The sequence below is a fragment of the Dechloromonas denitrificans genome (assembly GCF_001551835.1).
GTDB lineage: Bacteria > Pseudomonadota > Gammaproteobacteria > Burkholderiales > Rhodocyclaceae > Azonexus > Azonexus denitrificans.
Genome location: NZ_LODL01000013.1, coordinates 93,799 through 119,236 on the forward strand (window position 1 = coordinate 93,799; position 25,438 = coordinate 119,236).

Genomic DNA, 25,438 nt, shown 5'->3' on the forward strand with positions numbered 1-25,438 from the left:
CATGTGGGAATACTCTGACAAGGTTCGCGAACATTTTTTCAACCCGCGCAACTCCGGTCCGCTGGAAGAGGCGAACGGTATCGGTGATGTCGGTTCCATCCAGTGCGGCGACGCACTGCGCCTGATGCTCAAGGTCGAGCCGGAAACCGAGATCATCCTCGACGCCCATTTCCAGACCTTCGGCTGCGGCTCGGCCATCGCTTCCTCTTCCGCGCTGACCGAAATGGTCAAGGGCATGACGCTGGACCAGGCGCTCGAAGTCTCGAACCAGAATATCGCCGACTACCTCGACGGTCTGCCGCCGGAAAAGATGCACTGTTCGGTGATGGGCCGCGAAGCCCTGCAGGCCGCCATCGCCAACTACCGCGGCGAGGAGTGGTCGGATGATCACGAAGAGGGCGCGCTGATCTGCAAGTGTTTCGCCATCGACGCCGTGATGATCGAGGACGTGGTCAAGGCCAACAACCTGAACACGGTCGAGGAAGTGACCTTCTACACCAAGGCGGGTGGCGGTTGCGCGGCTTGCCACGAGGGGATCGAGGAAATTCTCGCCAAGGTCATGGCCGATCGTGCCGGCCCGGGCGAAGTGTCGCCGCCGCCGGCCTGCCCGGCAACGCCGGAAGCCCCGAAGCCGCCGGCCAAGAAGCTGTCGATCGTCGAGAAGATCAAGAAGATCGAGGAAGTGCTTGAGTCGGTCCGCCCGATGCTGCAGCGCGACCATGGTGATGTCGAACTGGCCGACGTGCAGGGCAAGAAGATCTACGTCCATCTGAAGGGAGCCTGCTCCGGTTGCATGATGGAAGCAGCGACCTTGGGCGGCATCCAGCAGAAGATGATCGAAACCCTGGGCGAACTGGTGCAGGTGCTGCCGTCATCGCACATGCCGGCCGAAGTCTGATCCCCAAGCCCCCAATCCCGACAGAAAACGCAAAGGACAGCGCCATGGACCCCATCTATCTGGACAACAACGCCACCACGCGCTGCGACCCTGCAGTGGTGGAAGCCATGCTCCCGTTCTTCACGGAGCATTTCGGCAACGCCTCGTCGATTCATGCCTTCGGCAGCGAAGTCGGCAAGGCCCTGAAGAAGGCCCGGGGCCAGGTGCAGGCGCTGCTCGGCGCCGAACATGACTCGGAAATCATCTTCACTTCCTGCGGCACCGAGTCCGACTCGACCGCCATCCTGTCGGCGCTGAAGGCGCAGCCGGACCGCAATACGGTGATCACCACCGTCGTCGAGCATCCGGCCATCCTGACGCTGTGTGAATGGCTGGAAAAGGAAGGCTACATCGTCCACAAGCTGAAGGTGGACAAGAAGGGACGCATCGACATCGACGAGTACCGTTCCCTGTTGAACGACCGCGTCGCCATCGTTTCGGTGATGTGGGCCAACAACGAAACCGGCACCATCTTCCCGGTCGAGCAGATGGCCGAAATGGCGGCAGCCAAGGGCATCATGTTCCACACCGATGCGGTACAGGCCGTCGGCAAGATCCCCATCGATCTGAAGAACACCAAGATCGACATGCTGTCGCTTTCCGGGCACAAGCTGCACGCCCCGAAAGGGATCGGCGTGCTCTACCTGCGTCGTGGTTGCCGCTTCCGCCCGCTGTTGCGCGGCGGCCATCAGGAACGCGGTCGGCGGGCCGGTACCGAGAATTCGGCCTCCATCGTCGGCCTCGGCATGGCCTGCGAACTGGCCATGCAGCATATGGCCGAGGAGAACACCACGGTCAAGCGCCTGCGCGACAAGCTGGAAACCGGCATCCTGAGCCAGATCACGCATTGCTTCCCAACCGGCGACGTCAGCAACCGGCTGCCCAACACCAGCAATATCGCCTTCGAATATATCGAGGGCGAGGCCATCCTGCTGCTCTTGAACAAAATGGGGATTGCCGGCAGCTCCGGTTCGGCCTGTACCTCCGGCTCGCTGGAACCCTCGCACGTCATGCGCGCCATGGGCATTCCCTATACCGCAGCCCACGGCACCATCCGTTTCTCGCTGTCCCGCTACAACACCGAAGCCGAAGTCGATCGGGTGATCGAGGCCGTACCGCCGATCATCGCCCAACTGCGCAAGCTTTCGCCGTACTGGAACGACAAGGGCCCGGCCACCAATCCGGAGGCAGCGTTCGCCCCGACTTACGCCTGACGGCAAACCGTCTCTCTCTGCAGTAACCTCGGTTAGCCCTGGAAGAAATTCCGGGGCTCTTTTTTGGCACATTTTCAGGACGGATTGGCGCCGGAGATCACCTCGGCTTCTTGTTCTTGAGAATTACCCTGTAAAATCCGCGCTGCAGCTTTTTCGCCGCTTGCCTGATGGCTGGCGGCGATCCTCAAAGCAGCATTCTTGAAGCAGCGCAAACAGTTTGCCGGTGTTCCTGCATACGCTTTGCGCCAAGGTTTGAAAGCGAGCCACGCTTCTCCTTGCTTCAAGCACACGTGCCCGTAGCTCAACTGGATAGAGCAGCTGCCTTCTAAGCAGCAGGTCGGGGGTTCGAGTCCCTCCGGGCACGCCAAACTCTTGTGGCGACATTCCTTGACTCAGTTTTTGCGCTGCGGCGCCATTTTGCCAAATTTTGCCGGGTTTCTATTTGGCATTAAATGTTGGCTGGGGCTGCTGTCTCAGGCAAAATCGGACCTTCGTCTTTATCAGTGATGCCGCTTCAGGGAAGTCGGTAACGAGGGCTAACAAATGATTTTGGTGACAGGCGGGGCTGGCTATATTGGCTCTCATACCGTGGTTGAATTGCTGGCCAGCGGACACGAACTGGTGGTGTTCGACAATTTCTCGAATAGTTCGCCAAAGGTCTTTGAGCGGATCGAGACTATTTCGGGTAAGCGCCCCATTGTGCTTGAGGGCGATATCCGCGATGGCGAATCATTGAAGGCGGTCTTCCGGGATTACCCGATATCGGCGGTGATTCATTTTGCCGGGCTGAAGGCCGTGGGCGAGTCGGTCGAGCAACCGATGCGTTACTACGACAACAATGTCGTTGGCTCCCTGCGCCTGTTTGAAGCGATGGCTGAAGCCAATGTCTTCAATTTGGTCTTCAGTTCTTCGGCAACGGTCTATGGTGATCCGCACACGGTGCCTATCCTTGAGCATTTTCCGTTGCAGGCTACCAACCCGTATGGACGCTCGAAGCTGGTTATCGAAGATATGTTGCGTGACATTGCACGAGCCGATTTGCGCTGGAAAATTGCTCTTCTGCGCTATTTCAATCCGGTCGGCGCTCATGTCAGCGGGCTTATCGGAGAGGACCCGCAGGGCATTCCGAATAATCTGATGCCCTTTGTTGCCCAGGTTGCGATTGGACGGCGTCAGGAGCTGGGGGTTTTTGGTGATGACTACCCGACGATAGATGGAACTGGAGTCAGAGACTACATCCATGTCGTAGATCTGGCGAAAGGCCATCTCGCGGCCTTGGACGCACTGCCATCGCTGAATGGGGCAACTCCGATCAACCTCGGCACCGGGCAGGGCCATAGCGTTCTGGAGGTTGTTGCGGCTTTTGAACGAGCTTCCGGGCGTCCCGTTCCCTATCGTATTGCACCAAGACGGGCCGGTGACGTTGCTGCATGCTATGCCGATCCCTCCTGTGCACAAGAATTACTGGGCTGGTCGGCCATGCATGGCCTTGACTCGATGTGTCAGGATGTTTGGCGCTGGCAGTCAGCGAATCCGCTGGGTTACAACGAATAATTGCAAGAAGCCCTGTGCGGCATGCGGTTGGTGGTGTTGGATATTCTCACCTAACACGATTTTGCTGCCAGTCTGTATTTGGTGATTCAAAAAGGCATGTCGGAATAATTTACAGTGCCCTGGTTGCTTTGCTGCGTTTATTTGGACTTTTGGTTTTATTTTTCATTGAATCAATAGGTTGGATTGGTTTTTGTTGCTTGGTTTGGAATTTGCTTTACTGAGACATGGGACATGCTGCATCGCGTGTTCTTTATGTGAAGTAACTCACAACAACGCGGTTGGATGTTTGTTATCCTTGGTCTAATCAGCAATGGTTGGGGTGAAAGGTGAGGATAGGGTCATGGACGATAAAAAAATCGAACTAGAAAACAATGGAGCCGCTGACCTTGTGTCGGATTCGCCAAGCAAAATTGACAGTGCTCAATCCCGTCGCCGCCTGTTCAGGAAAGGTGCATCGGTTATTGCGGTGACCTTGGTAAGTCGCCCTGTTTTGGCTTGGCACTGCAAGTCGCCCTCGGCTTGGGGGTCTGAACTAATTAATCCGAATACCAGCCTGAAGACAAATGACGGGCACGATTCTTACGCTGATGAGACTTGGACTATTTCAAACTGGGTGTCGAATCAATCGAGAAATAATTTTGGCAAGCCTTGGGCGAAGCTCAAAAGCAAGTTTCCTGCATTGAAAGATAGCTCGACTACGTCTACTGATAGCCAAGGTAGGACCTATTTTGATTTCACCAAGGTAACGGTATTAAAACTATTTACCTCGGTATCTGGCTTGGCCCGGCCGAGTGGTTTGACTGACAGCACGAAAATGACGGAAGTATTGAGTCTAGGTAGCGATCTTCAGAAATATACGATCGTTGCTCAGTTGAACTATATTCTTCTGGCGCCGTTAGGCACTCCGAATGATCTTGATAAGTGCCTGACGCTTCAGGACCTTCAAAGAATGGCAACTGGCTCTTATTCCCCCTCGAATATGGGGAGCGTAACTTGGGGGCCGATGGAGATTAAGGACTATCTGTTCAACAACTGGATTGTCAGGCCTTAATTGTCAGTGCAGTTAGTGATCATTTTCCAAACCGGATGCCGGAAGCGATAATTTTTTTGCAAAGCACGGACTTGATTTTCCGTGTTTTTGAAGACGAGGATCTCGCGGTTGTTTATGATCCTCGCAATGGAAATACCCACTTATTCAGTATTGTCGCTCACGAACTCTACCAACTTCTGGCAAGTGCACCTGCGACCTTGCAGGAACTGAAATTCTCGTTGTTCCAGCGCTTTTCCGACGATGATCAGGATATGATTACCGCCGCTGTTGATGCTGCATTTGTTCAGCTTCAGTGTGCTGACCTGATTGATATAGTAGCCAATTGAAGGTTTCCGAGTTTTCCAAACATGCTCTTTTTGCGACTCTCCGGTGTGGAGAGTTGTGTATAGACATGTCTCCCTTTGTGGTTCGAGTTCGTTCCGATATTTCGGAGTTGGCTGAAGACATTGGCCGGATGTACCAGGATTTCCCTGTTCTTTCCCCAAATTCTTTTGCAGATTTTCATGTCGAAGTTTCCTACGAACGCGGTATTCGGAGATGGGTTAGGCCGCTGGCCCGGTTTTATTTTGACGGCCGTCCGTCTTTCATCCCGCTTCCTGTGCATCAGGCCTTTCCGATGCTCGAATGGGGGATCAACTGGTGTGTGGCTGCCCATAGCCATAGCTTTTTGATAGTTCATGCAGCTGTTATTGAGCGGCAGGGGATGGCCGTGGTTATGCCCGCCCCCCCCGGTTCTGGGAAAAGTACCTTATGTGCCGCGCTGATAAATCGTGGCTGGCGATTATTGTCCGATGAGTTGGCGCTTTATGATTCTAAAAACAAGCAGCTCTACGGTATGGCGCGCCCGGTCAGCTTAAAAAACCAGTCGATCCCGGTGATACAGGCTCATACGCCGGCGGCAGAAATCACGTTACCTGTGCCTGATACGACCAAAGGCACGGTAGCCTTGCTTCGGCCACCATCGGAAAGTGTGCAACAGGTTAAGACTCCGGCCAGACCAACCTGGATAGTTTTGCCACGCTATCAGGCTGATGCGGAGGCTTCCCTTGAGTCGCTGAACAAAGGTAAGGCATTCATGTTGATTGCAGAGCAGTCCTTCAACTACAACGTCCATGGTCGTGAGGGCTTTGAGGCAGTTGGTGACCTTGTTGATAGCTGTGAATGCTTTGAATTTACCTATAGTCGTTTAAGTGATGCCGAGCGTGTTTTTGATGATTTACTGGCCAGTCAGATCAAGGGGTGACAAAGGCGTGCTTGTTCAATGTTTGCGGGATCCCCGGGCGGTTTTGTCGCTGGGGCCCAGTGGCTGGGATCTGCTAATTCGCCAAGGACGTAGGGCGAACTTGCTTGGGAAACTTGCTGTTCTGCTTTCAGATTCAGGCTTGATGGCATTGCTCCCTGCGTCACCGAAGGCGCATCTACTTTCCGCTCTGAAAATGGCTGAGCGTCAGAATTCTGCTATTCATTGGGAGGTGTCTCGTATTTCGGAGGCGTTACGCTCAATCGGTGTGGATATTATTCTTTTGAAGGGGGCTGCCTATGTCTTGGCCGGGCTGCCGTCTTCAAGAGGGCGTACGTTTTCAGACGTGGATATTCTGGTTCGGAAGAGCGAGATTGTCGATGTCGAGAGTGCGTTGATGATTCATGGTTGGCAGGGAAGCCATCATGATGAGTATGACCAGCGGTATTACCGGGAGTGGATGCACGAAATTCCACCGATGTTGCATGTTCGTCGCGGAACAACTATCGACGTTCATCATACGATTTTGCCGGAAACCGCTCGCATTCAAGTCGATACGCAAGCGTTGCTGGATCACCCCTTGCCTGTAGAAGGCTTTCACAATGTTTTCGTTCTCAAACCTATTGACATGGTTTTGCATAGTGCGACCCACTTGTTCCACGAGGGGGAGCTTGACAACGGTTTACGCGATCTTGCGGATTTGGATTCAATGCTGCGTCATTTTGGCGCTGAGCATAGTTTTTGGCTTGGGCTTATCCCAAGGGCCAGAGAATTGGGATTGCACCGCCCTCTGTATTACGCCCTGGTGTTCTCTATGCGTATTTTTAATACCCCATGCCCCAAGAGCATCGTCGCTGAATTGAAGGCAATATCTCCACCATGGCTTGTCAGATGGCTGATGGATGCTTGCTACACGAGGGCATTGCGCCCGAATCATGCTAGTACTCATACCAGAGGTGCATGGTTGGCAAGGAAAGCACTGTACATAAGATCGCATTGGATAAAAATGCCAATGCCGTTGTTGGTCTGGCATTTGTTGCATAAGGCAATAAAAACACCGTCAAAAGAGAGTGAGTTTAATACTCAAAATAGGAAGATTGACGCTCAATAAGTTACTGAGATTCCAGCATGTTTTTTAGATGATTGGCTGGAATGGCATAGCTTATGCCGGAAGGCTGGCTCAAAACAGCTTCTTTTGTGCTCTTGATGAAGACCATGTTAATGATGCCAATGATTTCACCATGCTCAATGTCAAAGACTGGACTGCCACTATTTCCGGGGTAGGCGGTAGCATCAAGCTGAAAAATATTAAATGTTCCACTTTTTATGCGACGGATTACTTTTTCATTGAGTTGCTGTGCGTTCCCTCCTGGCAGCACGATCGGGGTGATTGAGGAAATCATCCCTCGGTGCGTAACCGGTGAGAAGCCGAGAGCTCCTCCGATAGGGAAACCGGTAAAACCGATGAGTTGTCCTTCGCGAACTGAGTCGGAGTTCCTAAGTTTGAGAGCGGGGAGGGCGGAACCCTCGATTCGCAAAATCGCTAAGTCATGATCGCGATCGCGAGACGACAAATAAGCCTGCCTAAGCTGTGAAACTCCGTTGGCATTTTTTACCTGGACCGCAAGTACGGCTGAGTCAGGGTCTGTACTCTCTGGTACAACATGAGCGTTGGTGGCTACCAGGTTTCCATTGCCGATGATGAATCCGGTGCCACGTAGAACAAATTGGGGGCTATTGGTTTTTTTGTAGGTGCCAACAACAACGATCGAAGGTTTTATGTGCTCAATCAAGTCAGCAATTTCAGCGGTAGCGAGTATTGGCTGCATCAAGACAAATGCAAAAAAAAGCCGTTTCGCCGATGAGTTCAGTCTCATCACATTAGCCTGCGTGAAGCAATTTTTTGTAACTCAGGCGAAGGGCCTGTAACGCTTGGATCAAAGGGGTGATCCTCTCGTTTGAATATGTCTCTAATCCGCTTTACGTAGCCTTGAGTTTCTGGATAGGGAGGAATACCTGCGAATCGGTTTACCGCTCCTTCGCCTGCATTGTATGCCGCGGCAACCAGTGTCACATCACCTTTAAAGTAGGCCAATAACCAACGCAGGTAGGCGAGTCCTCCTCGGATATTTTGTTCGGGGTCGAACGGCTTTCTGACGTTGAATCGTTCAGCTGTTTCCGGAATCAGTTGCATTAGGCCTTGCGCATTCTTTGGTGATACGGCAACTGGGTTAAAATTTGATTCAGCACGGATTATTGCCATCGCAAGTCTAGGGTAGACCCCATATTCAGGGGCAAGCTTAAGCACCAGATCCATGACTTTTTTGTGTTCAGGAGTCGCTTTGGCCAAAATGTCATGACCATCGCTATCAAAAAGGCATTCAGGTGCTTTTGAGACTGGGTCGCCCACTTGGCGGAGCATGCGTAGGGAAAGAGGATCCCCTTGTTTTGCCGCCATGCTAAAAAAGTAGGCAGCAGTAGCGTCATCCCGCTGAATACCTCGTCCATTGGCGTACATCCAACCAAGATTGTATTGCGCTTCAACATCGCCAAGGCGTGCAGCCTCGCAGTACAACTGGATGGCTTTTTCGGCATCGCGCTTTACGCCGTCACCGTGTTCATAAGTGCGCCCTTCAAGCCTTAACGCGATAGCGAGCTCTGCATTGCGATTTTCTGCGAATGCCGGCTTGAATATGATGCTACCTAGAACTAAAGCAAACAACACCCAAGGTTTTGAGTTACGGTAAATTAACCTTGGGTGTGTCATGTCATGCTCCCCTAGAGTCGCCAGACGCTTATTCCTGCAGCGCTGAAAGCTGCTGATTCAAACATGCTTTTCACATCGGTGATCACCCCATCTGTCTCTAGTTTAGACAAGAAATCAGCGGTAGCACGTTCTTTGAATTCTTTATGATTTACAGCGGCAACGATGGCAGCCGCTTTGGGAAGATCAGTCCAAGAGACGAGGTCAACACCATACTCATGGTGTGCCTCTTTTACGTCAGCGACCGGGTCATGAACTACAACGCGAGCACCGTAGGATTCGAGTTCCCGGATAACGTCAATGACACGGGAGTTTCGAAGGTCAGGGCAATCTTCTTTAAAGGTTAGACCTAGAATGATGATCGGGCTGTTTTTGATGGGGTGTCCTTTGCGCACCAGTTGCTTGATGGTCTGCTCAGCAACAAATTTTCCCATGCCGTCATTAATTCGACGGCCGGCAAGGATAACCTCAGGGTGATATCCTAATTTTTGTGCTTTATGGGTAAGGTAGTAGGGGTCAACGCCAATACAGTGACCGCCGACCAGGCCTGGTCTGAATGGCAGGAAATTCCACTTGGTTCCAGCCGCTTGCAGGACCTCAAGAGTATCAATGCCAATTCGGTCAAATATTATGGCTAACTCGTTCATCAGTGCAATATTGAGATCGCGTTGAGTGTTCTCAATCACTTTTGCTGCTTCGGCTACTTTGATTGATGATGCCGGAAATACGCCGGCGGTAATTACGCTGGCGTATATCTCCTGAACGGTGGCAAGGGTTTCCGGTGTGTCACCAGAAACGACCTTGACGATCTTGGTTACAGTGCGTTCCTTGTCACCTGGATTGATCCGCTCAGGCGAGTAGCCGACAAAGAAATCCTTTTTCCATTTCTTGCCAGAGTGCTGCTCGATGATAGGAATACAGACTTCTTCCGTAGCCCCGGGATATACGGTCGATTCGAAAACAATGATCGCACCCTCTTTAAGGTTTTGGCCCACTGCACGGGAGGAGCTGACCAAGGGGCTGAAATCCGGCTGGTGGGCATCGTCTACTGGAGTGGGGACTGCAACGATGACAAAGTCAGCTTCTTTCAGCGCAGTTGCATCAGTGCCAACTTCAAGAAAAGTAGCTTCTTTCAGGTCTTGGTTACTGACTTCGCCTGTTGGATCAATGTGCTGTTTATAGCTCGCAATTTTTTCTGCAGATAAATCTATGCCGATAGTACGAAATTTTTTACCAAATTCGACTGCTAACGGGAGTCCGACATAACCAAGTCCAACGACAGCGATTGTTTTCATCTTTGAGCTCTTGGAATAAAGGGAAATAGTTAAAGTTCTTTTTGAAGGCGGGCTACATCAGCTTGCCCTTGGAATTTTTCACCGAGTTTGGCTAGCGCGTTTAGTTCAGCACGTGCCTCCTCTTTTCGTCCTGAACTGATCAGTATCTTTGCTAAATTAAGCTGTATCGCAGCCGCATTAGGGGAAATGACCAACGCCTTGCGCAGAATTTCGATGGCTTTGGCTGTTTCGCCTTTTTCCGCCAGAAGCATCGCCAAGGTGTCCATGAATGGCGGTTGGTTGGGGGCCAATTGATTGGCTTTTTCCGCATACTCCAATGCTTTTGGAGATTTTATTTGTCCCGAAACCCAGGCCAGATTGTTCAGTACGAAAGGGTTGTTGGGTTGTATCTCAAGTACAGCGCGATAGTGCTGAACTGCGCTTGGGTAGTCTTTCCTCGCAGTCGCTACATCACCTAAATGGGAACGGAAGATAGTATCTTTCGGATGCTCTTTTACCCAAGTATTTGAGAATTTTTCTTGTTCAATGGTGTTGCCAGAAGCTAACAGTACTGAGTGAAGTTTTACAGCGAGTTCTGGCGCTGCTCCTTGCTTTATTCCTGCACGATAGGCTGCGATGGCTTCCGGCCAGTGCTTGTTTGATGCATGAATATCACCTTCCAGAATGAAACCGCTCGGCTCCTTGGGGCGCTGCTTTTGCACTTCTCGCGCTAGCGCTAAGGCATCTTCAGGTTTTTTGTTGTCCAGAGCCAACAGGATCAGGCCTCGCTGAGCTTCAAGAAGATCTGGCTTGACTTCAAGAGCCTTGCGCAGACTTTTTGATGCATCATCCTTGTTGGCGTTGGCGATGTGAATTTCAGCCATGCGCATATACGCAACTGGCGAAGCTGGCTGCAGGGCCGCCAGCTTTCCGTAGGTTACCAATGCTTGATTGGAATCGCCTGCAGCTCTTTGCGTGCGGCCTACAGCGTCAAGCAACTCGGGTTTGTCGGGCATCGCTGCCAGCGCATCCTGAGCTGCTGTCTGCGCTTTTTTTGTTTCCTTGCTGCGCAGATAAAACTCGATTAAGGCTAAACGGGGGGCTAGTTCTGCCGGATTGGTTTCAATCGCCTTGTTAATTAGGGCAACAACTTCTTCTGGTTTGCCCCCTGATGCATTTTTAAGATCAGCCAGAGCGATTAGCGCTCCAAGGTTATTGGGATCCGTAGCAAGCACTCTCTCAAAGCGCTTACGGGCATCATCAGGTTTTTTGTCCGCCATATCCATTGCTGCAAGACTGACCGCTGCAGGAAGGAATGCTGGATTGATTGATAGCGATTTTTCAAAACTAATGCGCGCTCCAGCGGGATCATTCTTAGCCAATTGCGTGCGGGCTCGCAAATTGTAGGTGGCTGGATTGTCAGGTTGCTTGCGTTCCAAACTGTCGATGGCCTTGAGAGCCTTGTCCAGTTCATTACGTCGCAAGTAGGTTGCAATTAACGCCAGGTCCGCAGTTATGCCTTTGTCTGATGCCGATATTTTTTCCAGTTCGGTGTAACCGGTATTTATGTCGCCAAGAGCCATATGGGCAATGGCTAGCGATGTTCTCTTCGCTGGGTCGCTAGGATCAAGCTGGTTTGCTTTGGCAAAAAACTCTTCTGCCTTCTTGGCGTCACCGTTCTGGAGGAATGTTTGTCCAGCCAGTGTAAGCAAGGCGGGATCTTTATCGATTCGTCCGAGTGCCGGCGAGAGTGTGGTCATGGCTTTGGCAGCTTGTCCTGTCCGCAAGTAATTCGAGACAAGGAGGCGACGAGCAAGAAGCATGTCCGGCGCCTGTTGCAGTGCCTTGTTCAAATATGACTCAGCTTGTATGTAGGAGCGAAGTTGATATTCGATGGCCCCTGCAATTTGTAGAGCATTCGGATTGTTCGGGGTGAGCCTCAAGAGTTGTTGAGCCAACTCACGAGCGGCTTTGTAGTCCTTCCGCTGATAGGTGAGTTGAGTGTCCAAATAGATAGTCTGCGGATGTTTCGCAGCTATTTTCTTTAGTGCATCAAGTTGCTTGTTTGCATCATCTACTTTCCCTTGCTGCATGAGTATCGAGATAATCGCGGCGTGAGCTGGCAGAAAGTCATTTTTGACTTCCGTTGCCTTGCGATACAGCTCAAGCGATTTTTCCTGATTACCCTGAACCGTAGCGAGCGAGGCATTGAGAAAAAGCGCCTCGTGATTATTGGATGCTTTGGCCAGAACACTGTCGACGATGGCTTGAGCGCCTGCGTAATCGCTGTTCGCAGCTTTTAACCGGGCTTCTGCCAACAACGCTGGTGCGTAATCTGGTTGAGCTGTTAATGCAGCCTTCAATGCTGCAAGAGCGGCCTCTCGATTTCCCTGGACTAGATAAGCTGCGCTCAATGTAGTCTTTAGGTTGGCGGATGGTTCCGTTGAGGAAAGTTCTAGCTTTGAGAATTCATCGGTGATTTTTTTTGCTTGCCCGGTGCCGAGCAAGGCTCTAGCAAGCAAGGGTACGGTTTCTTCTTGCGAGAACTTGAGTTCCAAAGCTTTTCTAAGTTCGACTTCGGCTCCTGCTGCATCGCCGCTTTCAAGCAGGGCTTTACCCAATAGGAAGCGAGCCTCACCGAGATTCGGATTTTGTTGAAGAGCATTTTTAAATTGGATTGCAGCTGCTTTGCTATCGTTCTTGGAAAGATAGTCTCGCCCGGATGCAATAAGCGTTTCCGGCTTGTCGCCACTACAGCCAGCTAAGGCTGTCAGCAAGACCGTCGAGATTGCTGCAGACCGAAAAAGGTTTCTTTTACTCATAATCGTGGTCTCGCTAAAGGTGATTATTTCAGGCCTAGTCTATGCATCAGGTCATACAGAGTAGGGCGGCTGATCCCTAGGATTTCTGATGCTCGCATGAGGTTGCCATTAGCTCGCCCAAGCGCTGTAACAATGGCGCGTCTTTCTGCCTCATCGCGTACACGGCGTAGGTCAATAAACTCACTGTCGTCTTCTGCTGCTTGATTGAGGCCAATGTCTTCGCGCGTAATTTGGGAGCCATCAGCCATAATAACTGAACGTTTTATGCAGTTTTCAAGCTCTCGTACATTGCCTGGCCATGGATGAGCCTCTATTGCCCGAACAGCATCTTCAGTAAGTGCCATGTTGCCGCAATTTTGCTCTGCGGCAAAACGCCTGACAAAGGCATGTGCGAGTAATGCAGGGTCACCCTTGCGTAGCCGGAGCGGGGGGATAGTAATAATTATTTCCGCAAGCCGGTAGTAGAGATCTTCGCGGAAGCGACCTTCTTTTATTAGGGTGTCAAGGTCTTGATGGGTAGCGCAGACAATGCGGACGTCGACAGGAATTTCCTGGCGTCCACCGATACGTTCAATGACCCGCTCCTGAAGGAATCGTAACAATTTGGATTGCAAGGGGAGTGGCAAATCACCGATTTCATCCAGAAACAGGGTGCCGGTATGGGCTGTTTCGATTTTCCCTGGCGTGGTCTTGGCGGCTCCGGTAAATGCCCCCTTTTCGTAACCAAAAAGTTCGCTTTCAAGCAAATTGTCAGGAATGGCTGCGCAATTTATGGCTACAAAGCGCTCTTTTCTTCGTGGCGAACTATCATGCAAGCCTCGCGCCAGAACTTCTTTGCCGGTCCCACTTTCGCCTAGTAAGAGGACAGTTGCATTGCTGTTCGCCACTTTTTCAATGGTACGGCACACACGCAGCATTTCAGCATCACGAGTAATCAACCCGGCAAGAGCAGCAGGATGTTGCATTTCCTGCAGACGCCGGTTTTCCTGCTGAAGGTCAAATAGGCGGAATGCGCGCTCAATCGTTAGCGTAAGTAATTCGGGTTCGAATGGTTTTGCAAAAAAATCATAGGCACCGAGGGCTATTGCACGCAATGCATTGGCCCGGTCATTTTGTCCGGTTAGTACAATTACTTTAGTTTCGGGCGCAGTGGATACGATCTGTTCCAGTAGACGAAATCCCTCGGAGACTGAGTCTGCATCAGGTGGGAGCCCAAGATCCATGGTTACGACAGGTGGACTGTGTCGGTGAATCTGCAGTAGCGCACTTTCACGGTCATCTGCGGTCAACGTTTCAAATTGATCAAAAGACCAGCGCAATTGTTTTTGAAGGGCCGGGTCGTCTTCGACGATAAGTAAAGGGCGGCGCTTTTCGGTGCTCACGAAGCATCCCCTTCTTTCAAGTCGGACTCGGTTCGCAGATCGAAGAGGGGCAAAATCATTGTGATTCTTGTCCCACGGTTTTCTTCACTATCAACCAGCATTTCCCCACCTAGTTCTTTAATGTACTGCGCACTTTCAAAGGCACCAATTCCCATTCCCGATTGTTTAGTGCTTTGAAATGGTTTGAAGAGACGATTTCGGATGAACTCCTGACTCATGCCGTGACCTGTATCACCAACTTCTATGGCAGCCCGGTCTCCTCGTTTTTCCAGGGATATCCAAACCCGACCACTCGGATCGGTGGCATCCAGCGCATTTTGAACTAGATGGCCGATGACCCTTTCGAGGCGCTCTTCGTGGCCGCGAGTGGTTAGCCGCTCATGGAGGCGTATTTCCAATAGTCGACCTTGGTTGATTTTACCGCGTTGTATACGTTCAATGACATCTGGAAGGTTTACGCCACATGGAGTACCCGGTGGCGTTGCCCCTTCTCTTAATTGCATCATAAGTTGACGCATACGCTCGACCGAGTGCTCCACCGTCATCAGCATATCCTGTTGGAACTCGGGATTGTCTCGATGGCGCTCAGCATTACGCAGCATCAAGGACAACTGGGTGACGATATTTTTCAGGTCATGTACAACGAAGGCTGACATCTTGTTGAACGCATCAAATTTCTTTGATTCCAGCAGTGCTTCGGTTGCTTGCATCTTGGCGAGGAAGCCCGCTGCTTGACAGCCGGCCGTGCGTAGCAAATCGTTGACTTCCCAATTGATGTCGATTCGGGTTCGAGAACTTGTCAGGATCACAAAGCCATTGATCTCGGTGCCCACCATTAACGGAACAATAAGCCACGCGTTCGGAATGTTTGACACCCAAGCCGGAATATCGAGCTGACCGTAGCGGCCAGGAAAACAACGGTACTCTTCTAGATTGATGACCCAGCCACTGGTCAAAAGAAATTGGACTAGAGGAGACTCGAAGCCTTCTCTGCTGCTTTCAACAGGAATGTTCCAGCGAGCAGCTTGGCAAAAAATGGTGCGTCCGGAATCGAGTAACCAGAGTCCGCCACCAGGGCTTTCAACCATGTTGGCCAAGCCGCGAACGACTTGCTGTCCCATGGCTTGCGGCGAGTCCTGGGTGGATAGCGTTTGTGTGAAGCGTAGCCATTCCTCTCTGTAATCATAGCGATAGCTGAAAAAGTGCTTGCCGACCAATACGCGCAATTTGGCGCGCATCGATCCGGAAACTACTAAATAACCTAGGCCTAACAGTCCGGCGAACAGCAAACCCAATTGAAGTGCCCGGCCCCAGTCTCCGCCAAAATAGCGAACGTAGTAACCAATGCCGGACATGAATAACAAATACAGACCGGCGATTAGCAGTGTTGCTGAATGAAAGGCGGCTTTTTGTGAGAGGCGGATTTTTGAGGTCCAGTCGCGGCTTCGTAGTGTGGAGGCTATGAAAAGTGGAATGACTAGTGTATTGACAAAGCCACGGACGGCTAAAGCATCAGCATCAATCCGGTTGAACATCAATGCGTCGGAATAAAGATACAAGTCGAAGATGAAAAGACCGCCAAGACCAAGGCAGAGCGGTTTTACGTTCCATCGAGAGTCTTCCGATACGTTGCGGAACAATTGCTCAACCAGGATCAGGCCGAGAAGTATCATCAACAATGCTTGGAAAAGTACTGTCCTGGCCCAATGTTCTATCGAGATCAGGCCAAAACCTATCGCCAGATGCAATGCAATGCCGCTGATGACGGCAACCCAGCAAGCGGGCGTAAGCCACGACGCTATCGTGGGTCGTGTTTTCTCGACGGACTTTTTGTCAAACGCGAGAAGTAGAATCAAAAAGCCATACCAACTTCCGTAGCGAAGAAAGTCGGCGAGGGTGTTGGCCAAAAGAAGGAGGGGGGAGTCGGTAAGCGCAAAGGCGGTGCCTAGGCCTGCCCAGCAAGCCGAAATCAGCATCGTTAACAGCAATGCTCGAGGGCGAGCGCTATGGCGCCATTCTGTGCCAAGTGAAAATAAGTAGGCAGCAAACAGCAGGTAGCCACTTGCTGCAATTCCGAAGCTCCAGGCGATCAGCGATGCCGGTTGGTTTTCCATTGAGAGGTGTTTATGCCAGAGCGCTCTCGCGTCTCGGCGTTGCCTTAGTGAGCACCTTTGCCTGTCAAGACGACACCAACTGTTTCGAATAGAACGACCATGTCAAGGAAAAGAGAGTGGTTCTTAACGTAGTAGAGATCGTATTGCAACTTTTCAGCTGAGTCCTCAACGGTGGCACCATAGTGATAGCGTACTTGTGCCCAGCCAGTGACTCCCGGTTTGACACTATGGCGAACGGCATAAAAAGGAATTTCTTTGGTTAATTGGTCGACAAAAAATGGGCGTTCTGGGCGAGGGCCAACGAGGCTCATGTCGCCTTTTAGAACGCTGAACAGTTGAGGAAGTTCGTCAATGCGTAGTCTTCGGATGAATTTTCCAACCTTGGTGACGCGATCATCCTGCGCCTTGGCCCAGATCGGTTTGCCATCCTTTTCTGCATCACGCCGCATGCTGCGAAACTTGATGACATTAAACAAGCGGCCGTTCAGACCAACCCGCTCTTGGCGATAAAACAATGGGAATCCATTTTCCGCGACGATCAGGATGCCTGTCGCCAGCATTACCGGCATTGCGAGAATAATCAGGATCGAAGCAAAAACAATGTCGAATAAACGTTTGACGACGGTTCGTAGGGTTCCCTGGCGAAACCCATCACCGAAAATAAGCCAGCCAGCATAGAGAGAGTCGAGGCGGATTTGCCCTAGTGTTTGCTCGAAATGGCTGGCCAGATCCATTACGCGTATGCCGTGCAGCTTGCAGTCGAGTAGTTCGCGAAGTGGCATTGATCCGCCACGGCGCTCACTCAGTGCCACCACAATTTCATTGGCTCTCAGAGCAATCGCGGTATCAGTCAGGGTTTTGCTCCGGGAGAGAATCTGTGTCTCCGGGACGACATGCGCCTCCTCGTTCGGGCTGGGAATGAAGCCAATTATTTCGGCGGACGGATCTGATTTGGCGAGGGCGCGCTTGACTGAAAGTGCTTGTGAGCCGGCGCCAAATATCAGTATGCGACGGCTGACGAGTGTGCTGCTATTTCTATGGGAGGCACTGACGCGATTGACCAGCATGCCGAATACCGCAGACATTGCGGATAGCTGAGCAAATTCCCGACTAATGTCGGTTACTGGAAGCAATGCAAAAACCGCATAGGCAAGGGGTACGGCTAAATAGAGCGACAACACAGCTCTTGCTCTGCTTTCGCTGACCGTACGGTTGTGTATCCGCTGATAAAAGCCTAGCCAGCCATTGACGATTAGCACAGTCACGCCAAGGATTGCGGCAAACAGTAGGAGGTGACTGTGATTGATCGGAAGGCCGCTACTGATCCACATGAAGGCAATGAGCATCCCGACAATAATGAATGAGAGGTCAAAGATCATCTGTATCAAGCTGCGCCAACTGAACCAGTGACTAAAGATTTTGACCATTGCTTACCTCCGAACTCATCCCGTAAATGCCAATGCCCTGCAAAATCATTTACCTCTACTTAATGGGCAATGCCTTCTCGTAGATCATGACCACTTCCATCCAGCAAGTCGTCTGAAATAATTCTACGAGTCATGGCACATATTGCCTGTGTACTATTTCACGGCGACTTCACATTCAAACGCTTCATCATCTGGAATGCTTAATGTCATAAAATTGAGGAGTTTCGGACAGCGATTCTGAGCAATATCAGTTATCTGCGGTCGTCGACCCAAAGACGAACAAAGCTGACTATGACGATTGCGCATTGTACTGAGTTCAGTCATTAAAAGCCCTACAACCAAAGTGATAGATCCGCTTGCATTGTGATCTTCTCTGGCTATCAACTCAAATGAAGAGTGGTGTATAACACTGACATCGCCCTTAGGTACTACTTGGCTCCAACGAGGTGTCGCTGATGGCTATTAATCCCGTCAAAGCCTTACGCAGGTTAGTGCATCAAAGCATCCGAAAAATGATTGCTGCATTGCCAAAAGAGGCGAGGTTTGCGGTTTACCGTTCTTTTGTCGATTGCGACCCCGCGCCGAGTGAGCGTCTGCAGTTAAAAATTGCTCAGACAAAGGAAGAGTTGGAAGCCTGCTTTCGACTGCTGCACGACGCGTATGTTGAGAGCGGCTTCATGCAAGCCCAACCTTCTGGGATGAGGGTAACTATTTACCACGCCCTGCCATCGACAACCACTCTGTGCGCGAAATGGGACGGTGAGGTGGTGGGTACCATTTCCCTTATTCGCGAGAGTGCTTTTGGTTTTCCGCTGCAGAAAATTTTTGATCTCAGTGGCGTCCGACAAAACGAAGGAAACCTTGCAGAGGTATCCGCCTTGGCGGTTCACCCAAAGTTTCGCAAGACCGGTGGAGCGATTCTATTTCCACTGATGAAATTCATGTATGAGTACGCCACGCAATACTTCGATACACGCCATTTGTTGATTGCGGTAAACCCCAATCGGATTGAGATGTATGAATCCTTGTTGTTTTTTGAGCGGTTGGTGGCGAATGTGGTCGAAAACTATGATTTCGCGAATGGCGCGCCCGCTGTTGGGGCTTCACTTGATCTGCGGTTTGCTCCGACTGTTTTGGAGCGGGTTTACGCGAAAAAATCGCCGCGTAAAAACCTGCATCAGTATTTCACCAAAATTTGCTTGCCGAACCTGATGCTTCCTAATCGTCGTTATTTCACTACGAACGATCCGGTTTTGACGCCTGAGTTGCTTGATTATTTTTTTAATGTTCGAACTCACGGCTTTGCCAGCCTGGATCAGCGGAAGAGAGTCTTGCTTCACTCGATATATGACTTGCCGAGTTATCGCGACATTCTGCCTGCGCTACCGGATAGCGGAGAAGGGGTGCTGACGCGCCAGCACCAACGGTTCTCTGTTCGTTGTCCCGGGCATCTTCGCCTGGATGAGGCGGGCAGTCGGGAGTGCGAATTCACCGTTCAGGTTATTGAAGTATCTGAATACGGTTTCCAGGCATATGCCAAGGAAGACTTGCCGCTGAATATCTGGAGTTCGGCCACGGTACGCCTTGGGAAGTCGGAGGTGTCAGTGATCAAGGCACTCGCTGTCCGTGATCATGCAAATGGCTTTAACGGGTTTTACGGCTTTCGTGTTGGTGAGCCGGACCTGATCTGGCGGAAATTTGTCAATGCGCTACAAAAAGGGCGTACGCATGAGGATCTCGAGCATGCAACACTCTACCTGGCCTAAACAAGTACTTCAGTAACCTCAGGGTGACCCAGGAAGCGTTGTGGGCTGGCGCTGGCGCCATATGCACCTGACTGAAAAATTACCACGTAGTCGCCAGGCTGGGCTACGGACAGTTCCATCTTGTCCGCTAACAGATCGAGTGGTGTGCACAGCGGGCCAACGACGGAGGCTATTTCCCGATTGCCGGCATTCATTTTGTTGCCGATCGCAACCGGATAGTTTTTCCGGATGACCTGGCCGAAGTTGCCGGAGGCTGAGAGATGGTGGTTCAGCCCGCCGTCCACGACAAGGAAGGTCTGTCCCCGTGAAATCTTGCGGTCAACGACTTGGGTAACATAAATTCCAGCCTCACCGACCAGATAGCGGCCCAGTTCGATGACGATATGAGCTTCCGGCATCTCGGCCTTGGCTCGGCTGGCTAACTGTTCAAGGTTGTCGCCAATTGCATCCAGCTCAAGCGGACGCTCGCCAGGAAAGTAGGGGATACCAAAACCGCCGCCCAAGTTGAGAAATTTGACCGGTGAGGGGGTGTGTTTGGCAAGGTCTAGCGCGAGTTGATAGGATTTTTGTTGCGCCTCGCAGATTGATTCGGCCTTCAGGTTTTGTGACCCTGCAAACAGGTGAAATCCCTCAAACTGCAGATTTGCCTTGCTGATTTCCGATAGTAATTCCGGTATGCATTCTGCGTCGACGCCAAATTGCTTGGGGCCGCCCCCCATTTTCATGCCTGAACCTTTCAGTTCAAAATCTGGATTGACGCGGACAGCAACTCTTGCCGCTAGCGCTAGCTTCTTGGCAATTGAGGCGAGTTCCCTCACTTCCCGGAAAGACTCGATATTGATCAGTACCCCCGCAGCAACTGCCTGCTCCAACTCGGTCTGCCGTTTTCCCGGGCCGGCAAAGCTGATCTCTTGCACAGGTGCGCCGGCATCCAGTGCAATCTTTAACTCTCCGGCAGAGGCTACATCAATGCCATCAACTAAGCCGGCCATGAAACCCACCACCGCTGGCAGAGGGTTTGCCTTCATGGCGTAATGCAGCTTTATCGATGTTGGCAGCGCTTTGCGCAATTGTTCAACACGCATGCGAAGTAGCTGGCGGTCATAAGCATAAAACGGTGTTTGCCCAACCCGGGCTGCAAGTTGTTTTAATGGAATGCCATTTATTACCAACTGATCATTCGCAATTGAAAACTGTTCCATCTGGGTGTGCGTGGGCAGCGGGCGGGCTTGGTTTGACATTCTCTGGAGTTCCAAGGAGAGCTGATCGATGAGCTTGCATTTACTCAGGGGCTTGCGGTCGGATGCGAAGCAAATGTTCGCCAATCTAAGATGCGTTTTTCTCGATCCATGCGGTCGACAGTGTTTTTCGGTCGATTTTCCCGTTGGGGTTGCGTGGCAGTGGGCCTGTGTGAATCTCGATGCCTTGTGGGACCATGTAGGCCGGCATCCGGCTTCGACACTCCATGAGCAGTGCTGTGATATCAAGATGCCCTTGCGGGGGGGCTGTGGCGATTACCTGGATGGCTTGCCCCAAGCGTTCGTCATCCACGCCGAACGCAACGCATTCGCCTACCATCTTGGTCGCATAGAGAATTTCTTCCACTTCAGTCGGGCTGACTCGATAGCCTGAAGTTTTCATCATTTCATCGCGGCGCCCAATGAAGTACAGGAAGCCATCCTCATCCATGCGAACGGTGTCGCCGGAGAAAACGGCAATCTCTGGTAGAACAAGTCCCGCCTCACGGCCCGGTGCGTGGACAGGCAATGGTTTGTAACGTTCGGCGGTTTTTTCTGGATCGTTCCAGTAACCTTGGCCGACCAATGCGCCGCGGTGAACAAGTTCACCCGGCTCGTTTGGTGCACAAGGAAAACCGTCATCGCGGAGCACCAGAATTTCTGCATTTGGGATGGCTTTGCCAATCGAGTCCGGTCGTTTGTCGACTTCACTTGGTGGCAGGTAGGTCGAGCGAAATGCTTCGGTCAGACCGTACATCAAATATGGTTTGGTTTTTGGTAGATGCCGACGTAAGGCTTCCAGCGTCTCGCGTGGCATGCGGCCACCGGTATTGGCAAAGTAGCGCAGGTGTTCGGTCGTTGATTCCGGCCAGGCAAGTTGGGTGAGTTGAATATAAAGCGGCGGCACAGCGGTCAAACCGGTGACCTTTTCACGCTCGATAGCCTTCAGCACATCACGGGGGAGCAGGTAATTCAATAGAACGACCCGCGCGCCGACGTGAAAGGCGGTGGTCAACTGGCTGAAGCCTGCATCAAAGGAGAGCGGGAGGGCGGCAAGTAGTGTGTCGCCAGCGTGATTTTCCAGATAGCTTGAAACGCTTTTTGCGCCGGCCACCATGTTTCGATGGGAAAGTACGACGCCCTTGGGCTTACCAGTGCTGCCTGATGTGTAAAGTATGCTTAATACATCGGTATCAATCAGCCGATGCCCAGCGCGTGCTGGCTGATCAAGTAATTCTCCCCAGCAACAGAGGTTCGGTGTGTCGACGGCTGCAATGGTGTTGGGATGGTCGAGAACGACAACATGACGGAGGTCATGGCAGCTTGGCAATGTTTCCTGCAGCAGCGCAAGTCGTTCGGGGGAGGTCACCAGAATACGAACGTTGCAGTCACGAAGGATGTAAGCAACCTGATCGGCTTTAAGCAGCGGGTTTATTGGCACAAAAACGCCGCCCGCAGCCGGTGTGCCAAAACTGGCGATAACCATTTCAAAGCGTTTCTCAAGGTAGATCGCCACTCGCTCACCGCGCTGGAGACCGATGGCGAGCAGGCCGCTGGCAAAACGATTTACTGCATCCTGCAACTCGGCATAAGAAAGCGTTGATTTGCCGAAGGTGAGCGCCGGCGCGCTCGGAGCACGCTCGGCAGCACGGTAAATTAGTTCGGGAAGAAGTATTGAGTCGCGCATGATGAGTGATTCTGCCATGGGCCAAGGTATGACGATGTGGAGTATCTCACAGTCGAAATGGCATTCTGTGCCTATAATGCTGCGTCTGAAATCTGATGTATCTGGAGCAAGGTTTGAATACCGAAAATGAAGTGCTGTCCCTTCTGGATGAAATTCTAAGTTTGAATGGCCGTTCCGCAGAGTTCTCGCTGAACACCCCTCTGCTGGGGGCAATCCCGGAACTGGATTCGATGGCGGTAGTTGCCTTGATTACCAGCTTCGAAGACCGTTTCGGTTTTACCGTAGATGACGATGAAATTGAGGGCAGTACTTTTGCAACCCTCGGTTCGCTCATTGCGTTTGTCGACGCCAAACTGGCTTCCTGAAAGCTGTTCTGGCTTGCGTGTTTCGCAAGCTGAAGCATGAAGGTTTTCACAGTTGGTGTTGGTGTTTTGCTGTGGCCAATTTTTGCCGGTATTTGAAGCGCAGGGTCTGACTTTGGTGGGGGGCGCTTCTTTTGAGCTGAGTTGAGATGCCCGGGAAAAATATTCTCCTGCTCCGTGTGGTGATGTTCTGCGTGGGGGCTGTTTCAGTCCTCGCAGCAGCTTTTTTGCTTTTGCATCACCCTATGCGGAGCGATTGGCTTTTGGGCAGCCTTTGTTTCGCTGCTTTTTTTACGGCTGCGCTTTACCCCCCCCTCGTTTTTTTCCTAGTTCCGACGCTGCTCCCGGTGGTTGATCTCGCTCCATGGACTGGGTGGATCACTTTTGAGGAGTTTGACCTCCTTGTGCTCCTTCTTCTTGGCGGGGCATACCTTCGGCATGCCCTGACATTTCCCTGGCTCATCGGGAAAAATCATCGACTGAAGGTCTCCTGGGGCACCTTGTTGCTCCTTGCCATGTTGGGGTCAGTGCTGATTTCGCTGTTCCGCGGCCTAGCGGAAAGCGGCGGATTCAGCTTTTCCTGGTTTCATGGCTACTATCAGTCGATGAACAGTATTCGGTTGGCAAAGCCTTTCCTGCTGGCTGTTTTGCTGCTGCCACTTTGTCTGGTTCTTCGGCCTCAAGAAAAGAAAGGGGTTAGCTGTTTTTCCTTGCTGGGGCTGGGGCTGGGGATGACGGCCGGTCTTTGTCTTGTTTCACTCGCAACGATCTGGGAGCGCGTGGCCTTCCTTGGTTTGCTCGACTTTTCTTCGGATTATCGAACGACCGCCTTATTCTGGGAAATGCATGTAGGCGGTGCCGCACTTGATGGTTTTCTGGCCTTGACAGTGCCTTTTGCCGCTCGGGAGTTGATTTTCGCCAAATCGCGTTGGCACCTTGCATTCGTGCTGGCAGCCCTTGCTTTGGCCTCTTATGCCTGCCTGACGACTTTTTCGCGAGGTGTCTACGCTGCAATTCCGATTGCCTTGGGGCTAAGTATCTGGCTCTCGATGCGCGAGATTGGATCCGCTAATTTGCTCTTGCCCGTCAAGAAAAGTGCTCTTGCTGTCGCACTTTTTGGCATGGCCCTATTCACCATTGCTGCTTATTGGGTATTTGAGACTTCTGGTTATCGGGGAATGTTTGTATTTCTGGTGGCTAGCGGGCTCTTTTATCCCGTAGGTCTTGCACTGGCTTCAGTTTCCAGTGCTACTTGGTGGCGCGGGATATCTCTGGGGCTACTGTCATCGATGATTGGCTTAGCTCTGGCCATCAGTGTGCCGAAAGGTGCTTATCTGGTTTTTGCCGTTTCGGCATTGTTGACCGCAGGAAGTCTTATTGGGAGACGTCAGAGGGTCTCCGCAATTGCCCAAGGCTTGCTCATTCCTGCCTATGTTTCGATGCTAAGTAGTGGTGTGCTGGTCGCCTGGCATTGGGGCGGGAATGAAGCTATTGCAAGCATGGCTATATCTTGCACGATTTTGCTTTGTGGGATTTTCGTCGCTAGTCGCCGGACTCTACCGCAGTGTGGTTTTCGCTCACAGTTGTCGATTGCCGTTGTGCTGGCATTACTGGCGGCGGTCGTCGCAATTTTTTCTGGTGGGCGATACATGGCTGATCGCTTTTCGACAACGAACAAGGATCTGGATTATCGTCTGCAGCACTGGGAGACCGGGCTTGGCCAACTTCAAGGCGCCGATTGGTGGTTGGGTAAAGGTCTCGGGCGAGTTCCGGCAACATACTTCTTTGCTGCGCCCCAAAGCGAGTATCCCGGCGGTTTCCATTTGCAATCCGATTCCTCCGGGAATACATATTTACGCCTCGTCGGTGGGCGTCATATTAATGGATGGGGTGAGGTCTTTCGGGTAACGCAGCGCATCAGGCCGGAACCGGGCGTGTACCGGGTTCAATTCAACGTTCGAGCGGAAAAAGATGTCATTTTTGTTTTCGAGGTCTGCGCCAAGCATTTGCTTTATCAAGGCCGGTGTGTTGCTCGTCAGGTGGAAGTAAAAGGAGAGGGCGGCACGTGGCAACGGATGGAGGTTGAACTGCAGGGTGACTTGCCGGGCGGTGGGGCGTGGTATGCCCCGGAGCTAGTGGTTTTTTCTATTGCAATGCTCTCCAGAGGCGGAGTTGCTGATTTTGACAACTTGGCTTTACAAAACAACGGCATGGAATTGCTTGCCAATGGCAATTTCGACAGTGAACTGACACGCTGGTTTTCATCGTCAGACAAATATCATATGCCGTGGCATATGAAGAACGTTTTCCTGCACATCCTGTTCGAGCAGGGAGGGCTAGGGTTGGTCGTATTGTTGGTGATGTTGGCATCCGCATTTTTCCGCCTGGTCTGGGGAAAGGCGGCGAGCCATCCGCTTGCCCCTGCTGTGGCAGGGGGACTTGCCGGCTTCTGTATTGTAGGTGTTTTCGACAGCCTGCTTGATGTTCCCAGGGTGGCGACGCTCTTTTACTTGTTGCTGCTACTGGGGCTTTTTATCCGGCGCCCAAATAGCGAGCATTAAGTCCTTCATGTTTCACAACTGCCGCATAAAGATGATCCAGATAGG

At 51.7% G+C, this 25,438-nt stretch carries 20 protein-coding genes and 1 tRNA gene; 11 read left to right on the forward strand and 10 right to left on the reverse strand.

The annotated features are described in order from the left end of the window. Window position 1 precedes the first annotated feature (1 nt). Both nifU and nifS read left to right on the forward strand, forming a co-directional pair. Entirely contained in the window at window positions 2–898 is an 897-nt protein-coding gene (gene nifU / locus AT959_RS06730) for a Fe-S cluster assembly protein NifU (protein ID WP_066881945.1), read from the forward strand. Between the two features lie 44 nt (window positions 899–942). Then, on the forward strand, window positions 943–2,151 hold the full coding sequence (nifS, locus tag AT959_RS06735; protein ID WP_066881947.1) for a cysteine desulfurase NifS: 1,209 nt from the start codon (window positions 943–945) through the stop codon (window positions 2,149–2,151). Window positions 2,152–2,225: 74 nt separating this feature from the next. Here the strand turns inward: nifS and AT959_RS21050 are convergent, their stop codons facing one another. After that, window positions 2,226–2,435, reverse strand: a complete 210-nt coding sequence (locus tag AT959_RS21050) for a hypothetical protein (RefSeq protein WP_157651232.1) — start codon at window positions 2,433–2,435, stop codon at window positions 2,226–2,228. Between the two features lie 6 nt (window positions 2,436–2,441). Between AT959_RS21050 and AT959_RS06740 the strand changes: the two genes are divergently transcribed. The 6 genes from AT959_RS06740 (at window position 2,442) to AT959_RS20405 (ending at window position 7,107) form a co-directional block, all read left to right on the forward strand. Next, window positions 2,442–2,518: transfer RNA gene (locus tag AT959_RS06740), tRNA-Arg, on the forward strand. Window positions 2,519–2,694: 176 nt separating this feature from the next. Next, the gene (gene galE, locus AT959_RS06745) at window positions 2,695–3,705 is read left to right on the forward strand and encodes a UDP-glucose 4-epimerase GalE (RefSeq protein WP_066881949.1); all 1,011 of its coding nucleotides are present in this window, start codon (window positions 2,695–2,697) and stop codon (window positions 3,703–3,705) included. 340 nt (window positions 3,706–4,045) lie between these two features. Further along, window positions 4,046–4,756 carry a hypothetical protein gene (locus tag AT959_RS21055; protein WP_157651233.1) on the forward strand — a complete coding sequence of 237 codons (711 nt, stop codon included), beginning with the start codon at window positions 4,046–4,048 and terminating at the stop codon, window positions 4,754–4,756. A 35-nt stretch (window positions 4,757–4,791) separates the two neighbouring features. After that, window positions 4,792–5,082: an HPr-rel-A system PqqD family peptide chaperone gene (locus AT959_RS06755; protein WP_066881953.1), complete on the forward strand. Its 291-nt coding sequence runs from the start codon at window positions 4,792–4,794 to the stop codon at window positions 5,080–5,082. A gap of 65 nt (window positions 5,083–5,147) precedes the next feature. Continuing rightward, window positions 5,148–5,999, forward strand: a complete 852-nt coding sequence (locus AT959_RS06760) for an HprK-related kinase A (RefSeq protein ID WP_088178951.1) — start codon at window positions 5,148–5,150, stop codon at window positions 5,997–5,999. Next, the gene (locus tag AT959_RS20405) at window positions 5,968–7,107 is read left to right on the forward strand and encodes a nucleotidyltransferase domain-containing protein (RefSeq protein WP_083518253.1); all 1,140 of its coding nucleotides are present in this window, start codon (window positions 5,968–5,970) and stop codon (window positions 7,105–7,107) included. The genes AT959_RS06760 and AT959_RS20405 overlap by 32 nt, the downstream gene beginning before the upstream one ends. A 1-nt stretch (window position 7,108) precedes the next feature. Here the strand turns inward: AT959_RS20405 and AT959_RS06770 are convergent, their stop codons facing one another. Genes AT959_RS06770 through AT959_RS06800 form a run of 7 tightly spaced genes read right to left on the reverse strand, consistent with a single transcriptional unit; the run spans window position 7,109 to window position 17,779 of the window. After that, the gene (locus AT959_RS06770; RefSeq protein WP_066881959.1) at window positions 7,109–7,873 is read right to left on the reverse strand and encodes a S1 family peptidase; all 765 of its coding nucleotides are present in this window, start codon (window positions 7,871–7,873) and stop codon (window positions 7,109–7,111) included. Continuing rightward, window positions 7,873–8,763, reverse strand: coding sequence for a transglycosylase SLT domain-containing protein (locus AT959_RS20410; RefSeq protein ID WP_083518254.1), 891 nt, complete (start codon window positions 8,761–8,763; stop codon window positions 7,873–7,875). Before AT959_RS20410 ends, AT959_RS06770 begins: the two co-directional genes overlap by 1 nt. An 11-nt stretch (window positions 8,764–8,774) precedes the next feature. Next, complete coding sequence (locus AT959_RS06780; protein ID WP_066881963.1) at window positions 8,775–10,055, reverse strand: nucleotide sugar dehydrogenase; 1,281 nt, start codon at window positions 10,053–10,055, stop codon at window positions 8,775–8,777. A 29-nt stretch (window positions 10,056–10,084) separates the two neighbouring features. Beyond that, window positions 10,085–12,856 (reverse strand): XrtA/PEP-CTERM system TPR-repeat protein PrsT, encoded by a 2,772-nt coding sequence (gene prsT, locus AT959_RS06785; RefSeq protein ID WP_066881965.1) that lies wholly within the window; start codon window positions 12,854–12,856, stop codon window positions 10,085–10,087. Window positions 12,857–12,879: 23 nt separating this feature from the next. Continuing rightward, a complete protein-coding gene (prsR, locus tag AT959_RS06790; RefSeq protein ID WP_066881967.1) occupies window positions 12,880–14,238 on the reverse strand; it encodes a PEP-CTERM-box response regulator transcription factor in 1,359 nt (452 codons plus the stop codon). Next, window positions 14,235–16,352 carry an XrtA/PEP-CTERM system histidine kinase PrsK gene (prsK, locus tag AT959_RS06795; RefSeq protein WP_066881969.1) on the reverse strand — a complete coding sequence of 706 codons (2,118 nt, stop codon included), beginning with the start codon at window positions 16,350–16,352 and terminating at the stop codon, window positions 14,235–14,237. The genes prsR and prsK overlap by 4 nt, the downstream gene beginning before the upstream one ends. 44 nt (window positions 16,353–16,396) lie before the next feature. After that, complete coding sequence (locus AT959_RS06800; RefSeq protein ID WP_066881972.1) at window positions 16,397–17,779, reverse strand: TIGR03013 family XrtA/PEP-CTERM system glycosyltransferase; 1,383 nt, start codon at window positions 17,777–17,779, stop codon at window positions 16,397–16,399. A gap of 455 nt (window positions 17,780–18,234) precedes the next feature. On the opposite strand from AT959_RS06800, the gene AT959_RS06805 reads away from it, so the two are divergent. After that, on the forward strand, window positions 18,235–19,545 hold the full coding sequence (locus tag AT959_RS06805; protein WP_066881974.1) for a GNAT family N-acetyltransferase: 1,311 nt from the start codon (window positions 18,235–18,237) through the stop codon (window positions 19,543–19,545). On the opposite strand, the gene AT959_RS06810 is transcribed toward AT959_RS06805, so the two are convergent. Both AT959_RS06810 and AT959_RS06815 read right to left on the reverse strand, forming a co-directional pair. Continuing rightward, window positions 19,542–20,786 carry a pyridoxal-dependent decarboxylase, exosortase A system-associated gene (locus AT959_RS06810; protein WP_066882329.1) on the reverse strand — a complete coding sequence of 415 codons (1,245 nt, stop codon included), beginning with the start codon at window positions 20,784–20,786 and terminating at the stop codon, window positions 19,542–19,544. The genes AT959_RS06805 and AT959_RS06810 overlap by 4 nt on opposite strands. 85 nt (window positions 20,787–20,871) lie before the next feature. Continuing rightward, window positions 20,872–22,470, reverse strand: a complete 1,599-nt coding sequence (locus tag AT959_RS06815; RefSeq protein WP_066882331.1) for an acyl-CoA ligase (AMP-forming), exosortase A system-associated — start codon at window positions 22,468–22,470, stop codon at window positions 20,872–20,874. A 95-nt stretch (window positions 22,471–22,565) separates the two neighbouring features. Here AT959_RS06815 and AT959_RS06820 point away from each other — a divergent pair, with 95 nt between their 5' ends. Together AT959_RS06820 and AT959_RS06825 are read left to right on the forward strand one after the other, a co-directional pair. Beyond that, on the forward strand, window positions 22,566–22,835 hold the full coding sequence (locus AT959_RS06820) for an acyl carrier protein (RefSeq protein ID WP_157651234.1): 270 nt from the start codon (window positions 22,566–22,568) through the stop codon (window positions 22,833–22,835). 146 nt (window positions 22,836–22,981) lie between these two features. Further along, a complete protein-coding gene (locus AT959_RS06825; RefSeq protein ID WP_157651235.1) occupies window positions 22,982–25,393 on the forward strand; it encodes a hypothetical protein in 2,412 nt (803 codons plus the stop codon). The last annotated feature ends 45 nt before the right edge of the window (window positions 25,394–25,438 follow it).

Excerpts from the sequence above, each read along its gene's own strand:
- AT959_RS06770 (WP_066881959.1), bottom strand. The coding sequence starts at position 7,873 with ATGAGACTGAACTCATCGGCGAAACGGCTTTTTTTTGCATTTGTCTTG.
- prsK (WP_066881969.1), bottom strand. The coding sequence starts at position 16,352 with ATGGAAAACCAACCGGCATCGCTGATCGCCTGGAGCTTCGGAATTGCA.
- AT959_RS06810 (WP_066882329.1), bottom strand. The coding sequence starts at position 20,786 with ATGTCAAACCAAGCCCGCCCGCTGCCCACGCACACCCAGATGGAACAG.
- AT959_RS06780 (WP_066881963.1), bottom strand. The coding sequence starts at position 10,055 with ATGAAAACAATCGCTGTCGTTGGACTTGGTTATGTCGGACTCCCGTTA.
- AT959_RS06805 (WP_066881974.1), top strand. The coding sequence starts at position 18,235 with ATGGCTATTAATCCCGTCAAAGCCTTACGCAGGTTAGTGCATCAAAGC.
- AT959_RS20410 (WP_083518254.1), bottom strand. The coding sequence starts at position 8,763 with ATGACACACCCAAGGTTAATTTACCGTAACTCAAAACCTTGGGTGTTG.
- AT959_RS06800 (WP_066881972.1), bottom strand. The coding sequence starts at position 17,779 with ATGGTCAAAATCTTTAGTCACTGGTTCAGTTGGCGCAGCTTGATACAG.
- AT959_RS06760 (WP_088178951.1), top strand. The coding sequence starts at position 5,148 with ATGTCTCCCTTTGTGGTTCGAGTTCGTTCCGATATTTCGGAGTTGGCT.
- prsT (WP_066881965.1), bottom strand. The coding sequence starts at position 12,856 with ATGAGTAAAAGAAACCTTTTTCGGTCTGCAGCAATCTCGACGGTCTTG.
- AT959_RS20405 (WP_083518253.1), top strand. The coding sequence starts at position 5,968 with ATGATTTACTGGCCAGTCAGATCAAGGGGTGACAAAGGCGTGCTTGTT.
- nifU (WP_066881945.1), top strand. The coding sequence starts at position 2 with ATGTGGGAATACTCTGACAAGGTTCGCGAACATTTTTTCAACCCGCGC.
- AT959_RS21055 (WP_157651233.1), top strand. The coding sequence starts at position 4,046 with ATGGACGATAAAAAAATCGAACTAGAAAACAATGGAGCCGCTGACCTT.
- AT959_RS06815 (WP_066882331.1), bottom strand. The coding sequence starts at position 22,470 with ATGCGCGACTCAATACTTCTTCCCGAACTAATTTACCGTGCTGCCGAG.
- nifS (WP_066881947.1), top strand. The coding sequence starts at position 943 with ATGGACCCCATCTATCTGGACAACAACGCCACCACGCGCTGCGACCCT.
- AT959_RS06820 (WP_157651234.1), top strand. The coding sequence starts at position 22,566 with ATGTATCTGGAGCAAGGTTTGAATACCGAAAATGAAGTGCTGTCCCTT.
- AT959_RS06825 (WP_157651235.1), top strand. The coding sequence starts at position 22,982 with ATGCCCGGGAAAAATATTCTCCTGCTCCGTGTGGTGATGTTCTGCGTG.
- galE (WP_066881949.1), top strand. The coding sequence starts at position 2,695 with ATGATTTTGGTGACAGGCGGGGCTGGCTATATTGGCTCTCATACCGTG.
- AT959_RS06755 (WP_066881953.1), top strand. The coding sequence starts at position 4,792 with ATGCCGGAAGCGATAATTTTTTTGCAAAGCACGGACTTGATTTTCCGT.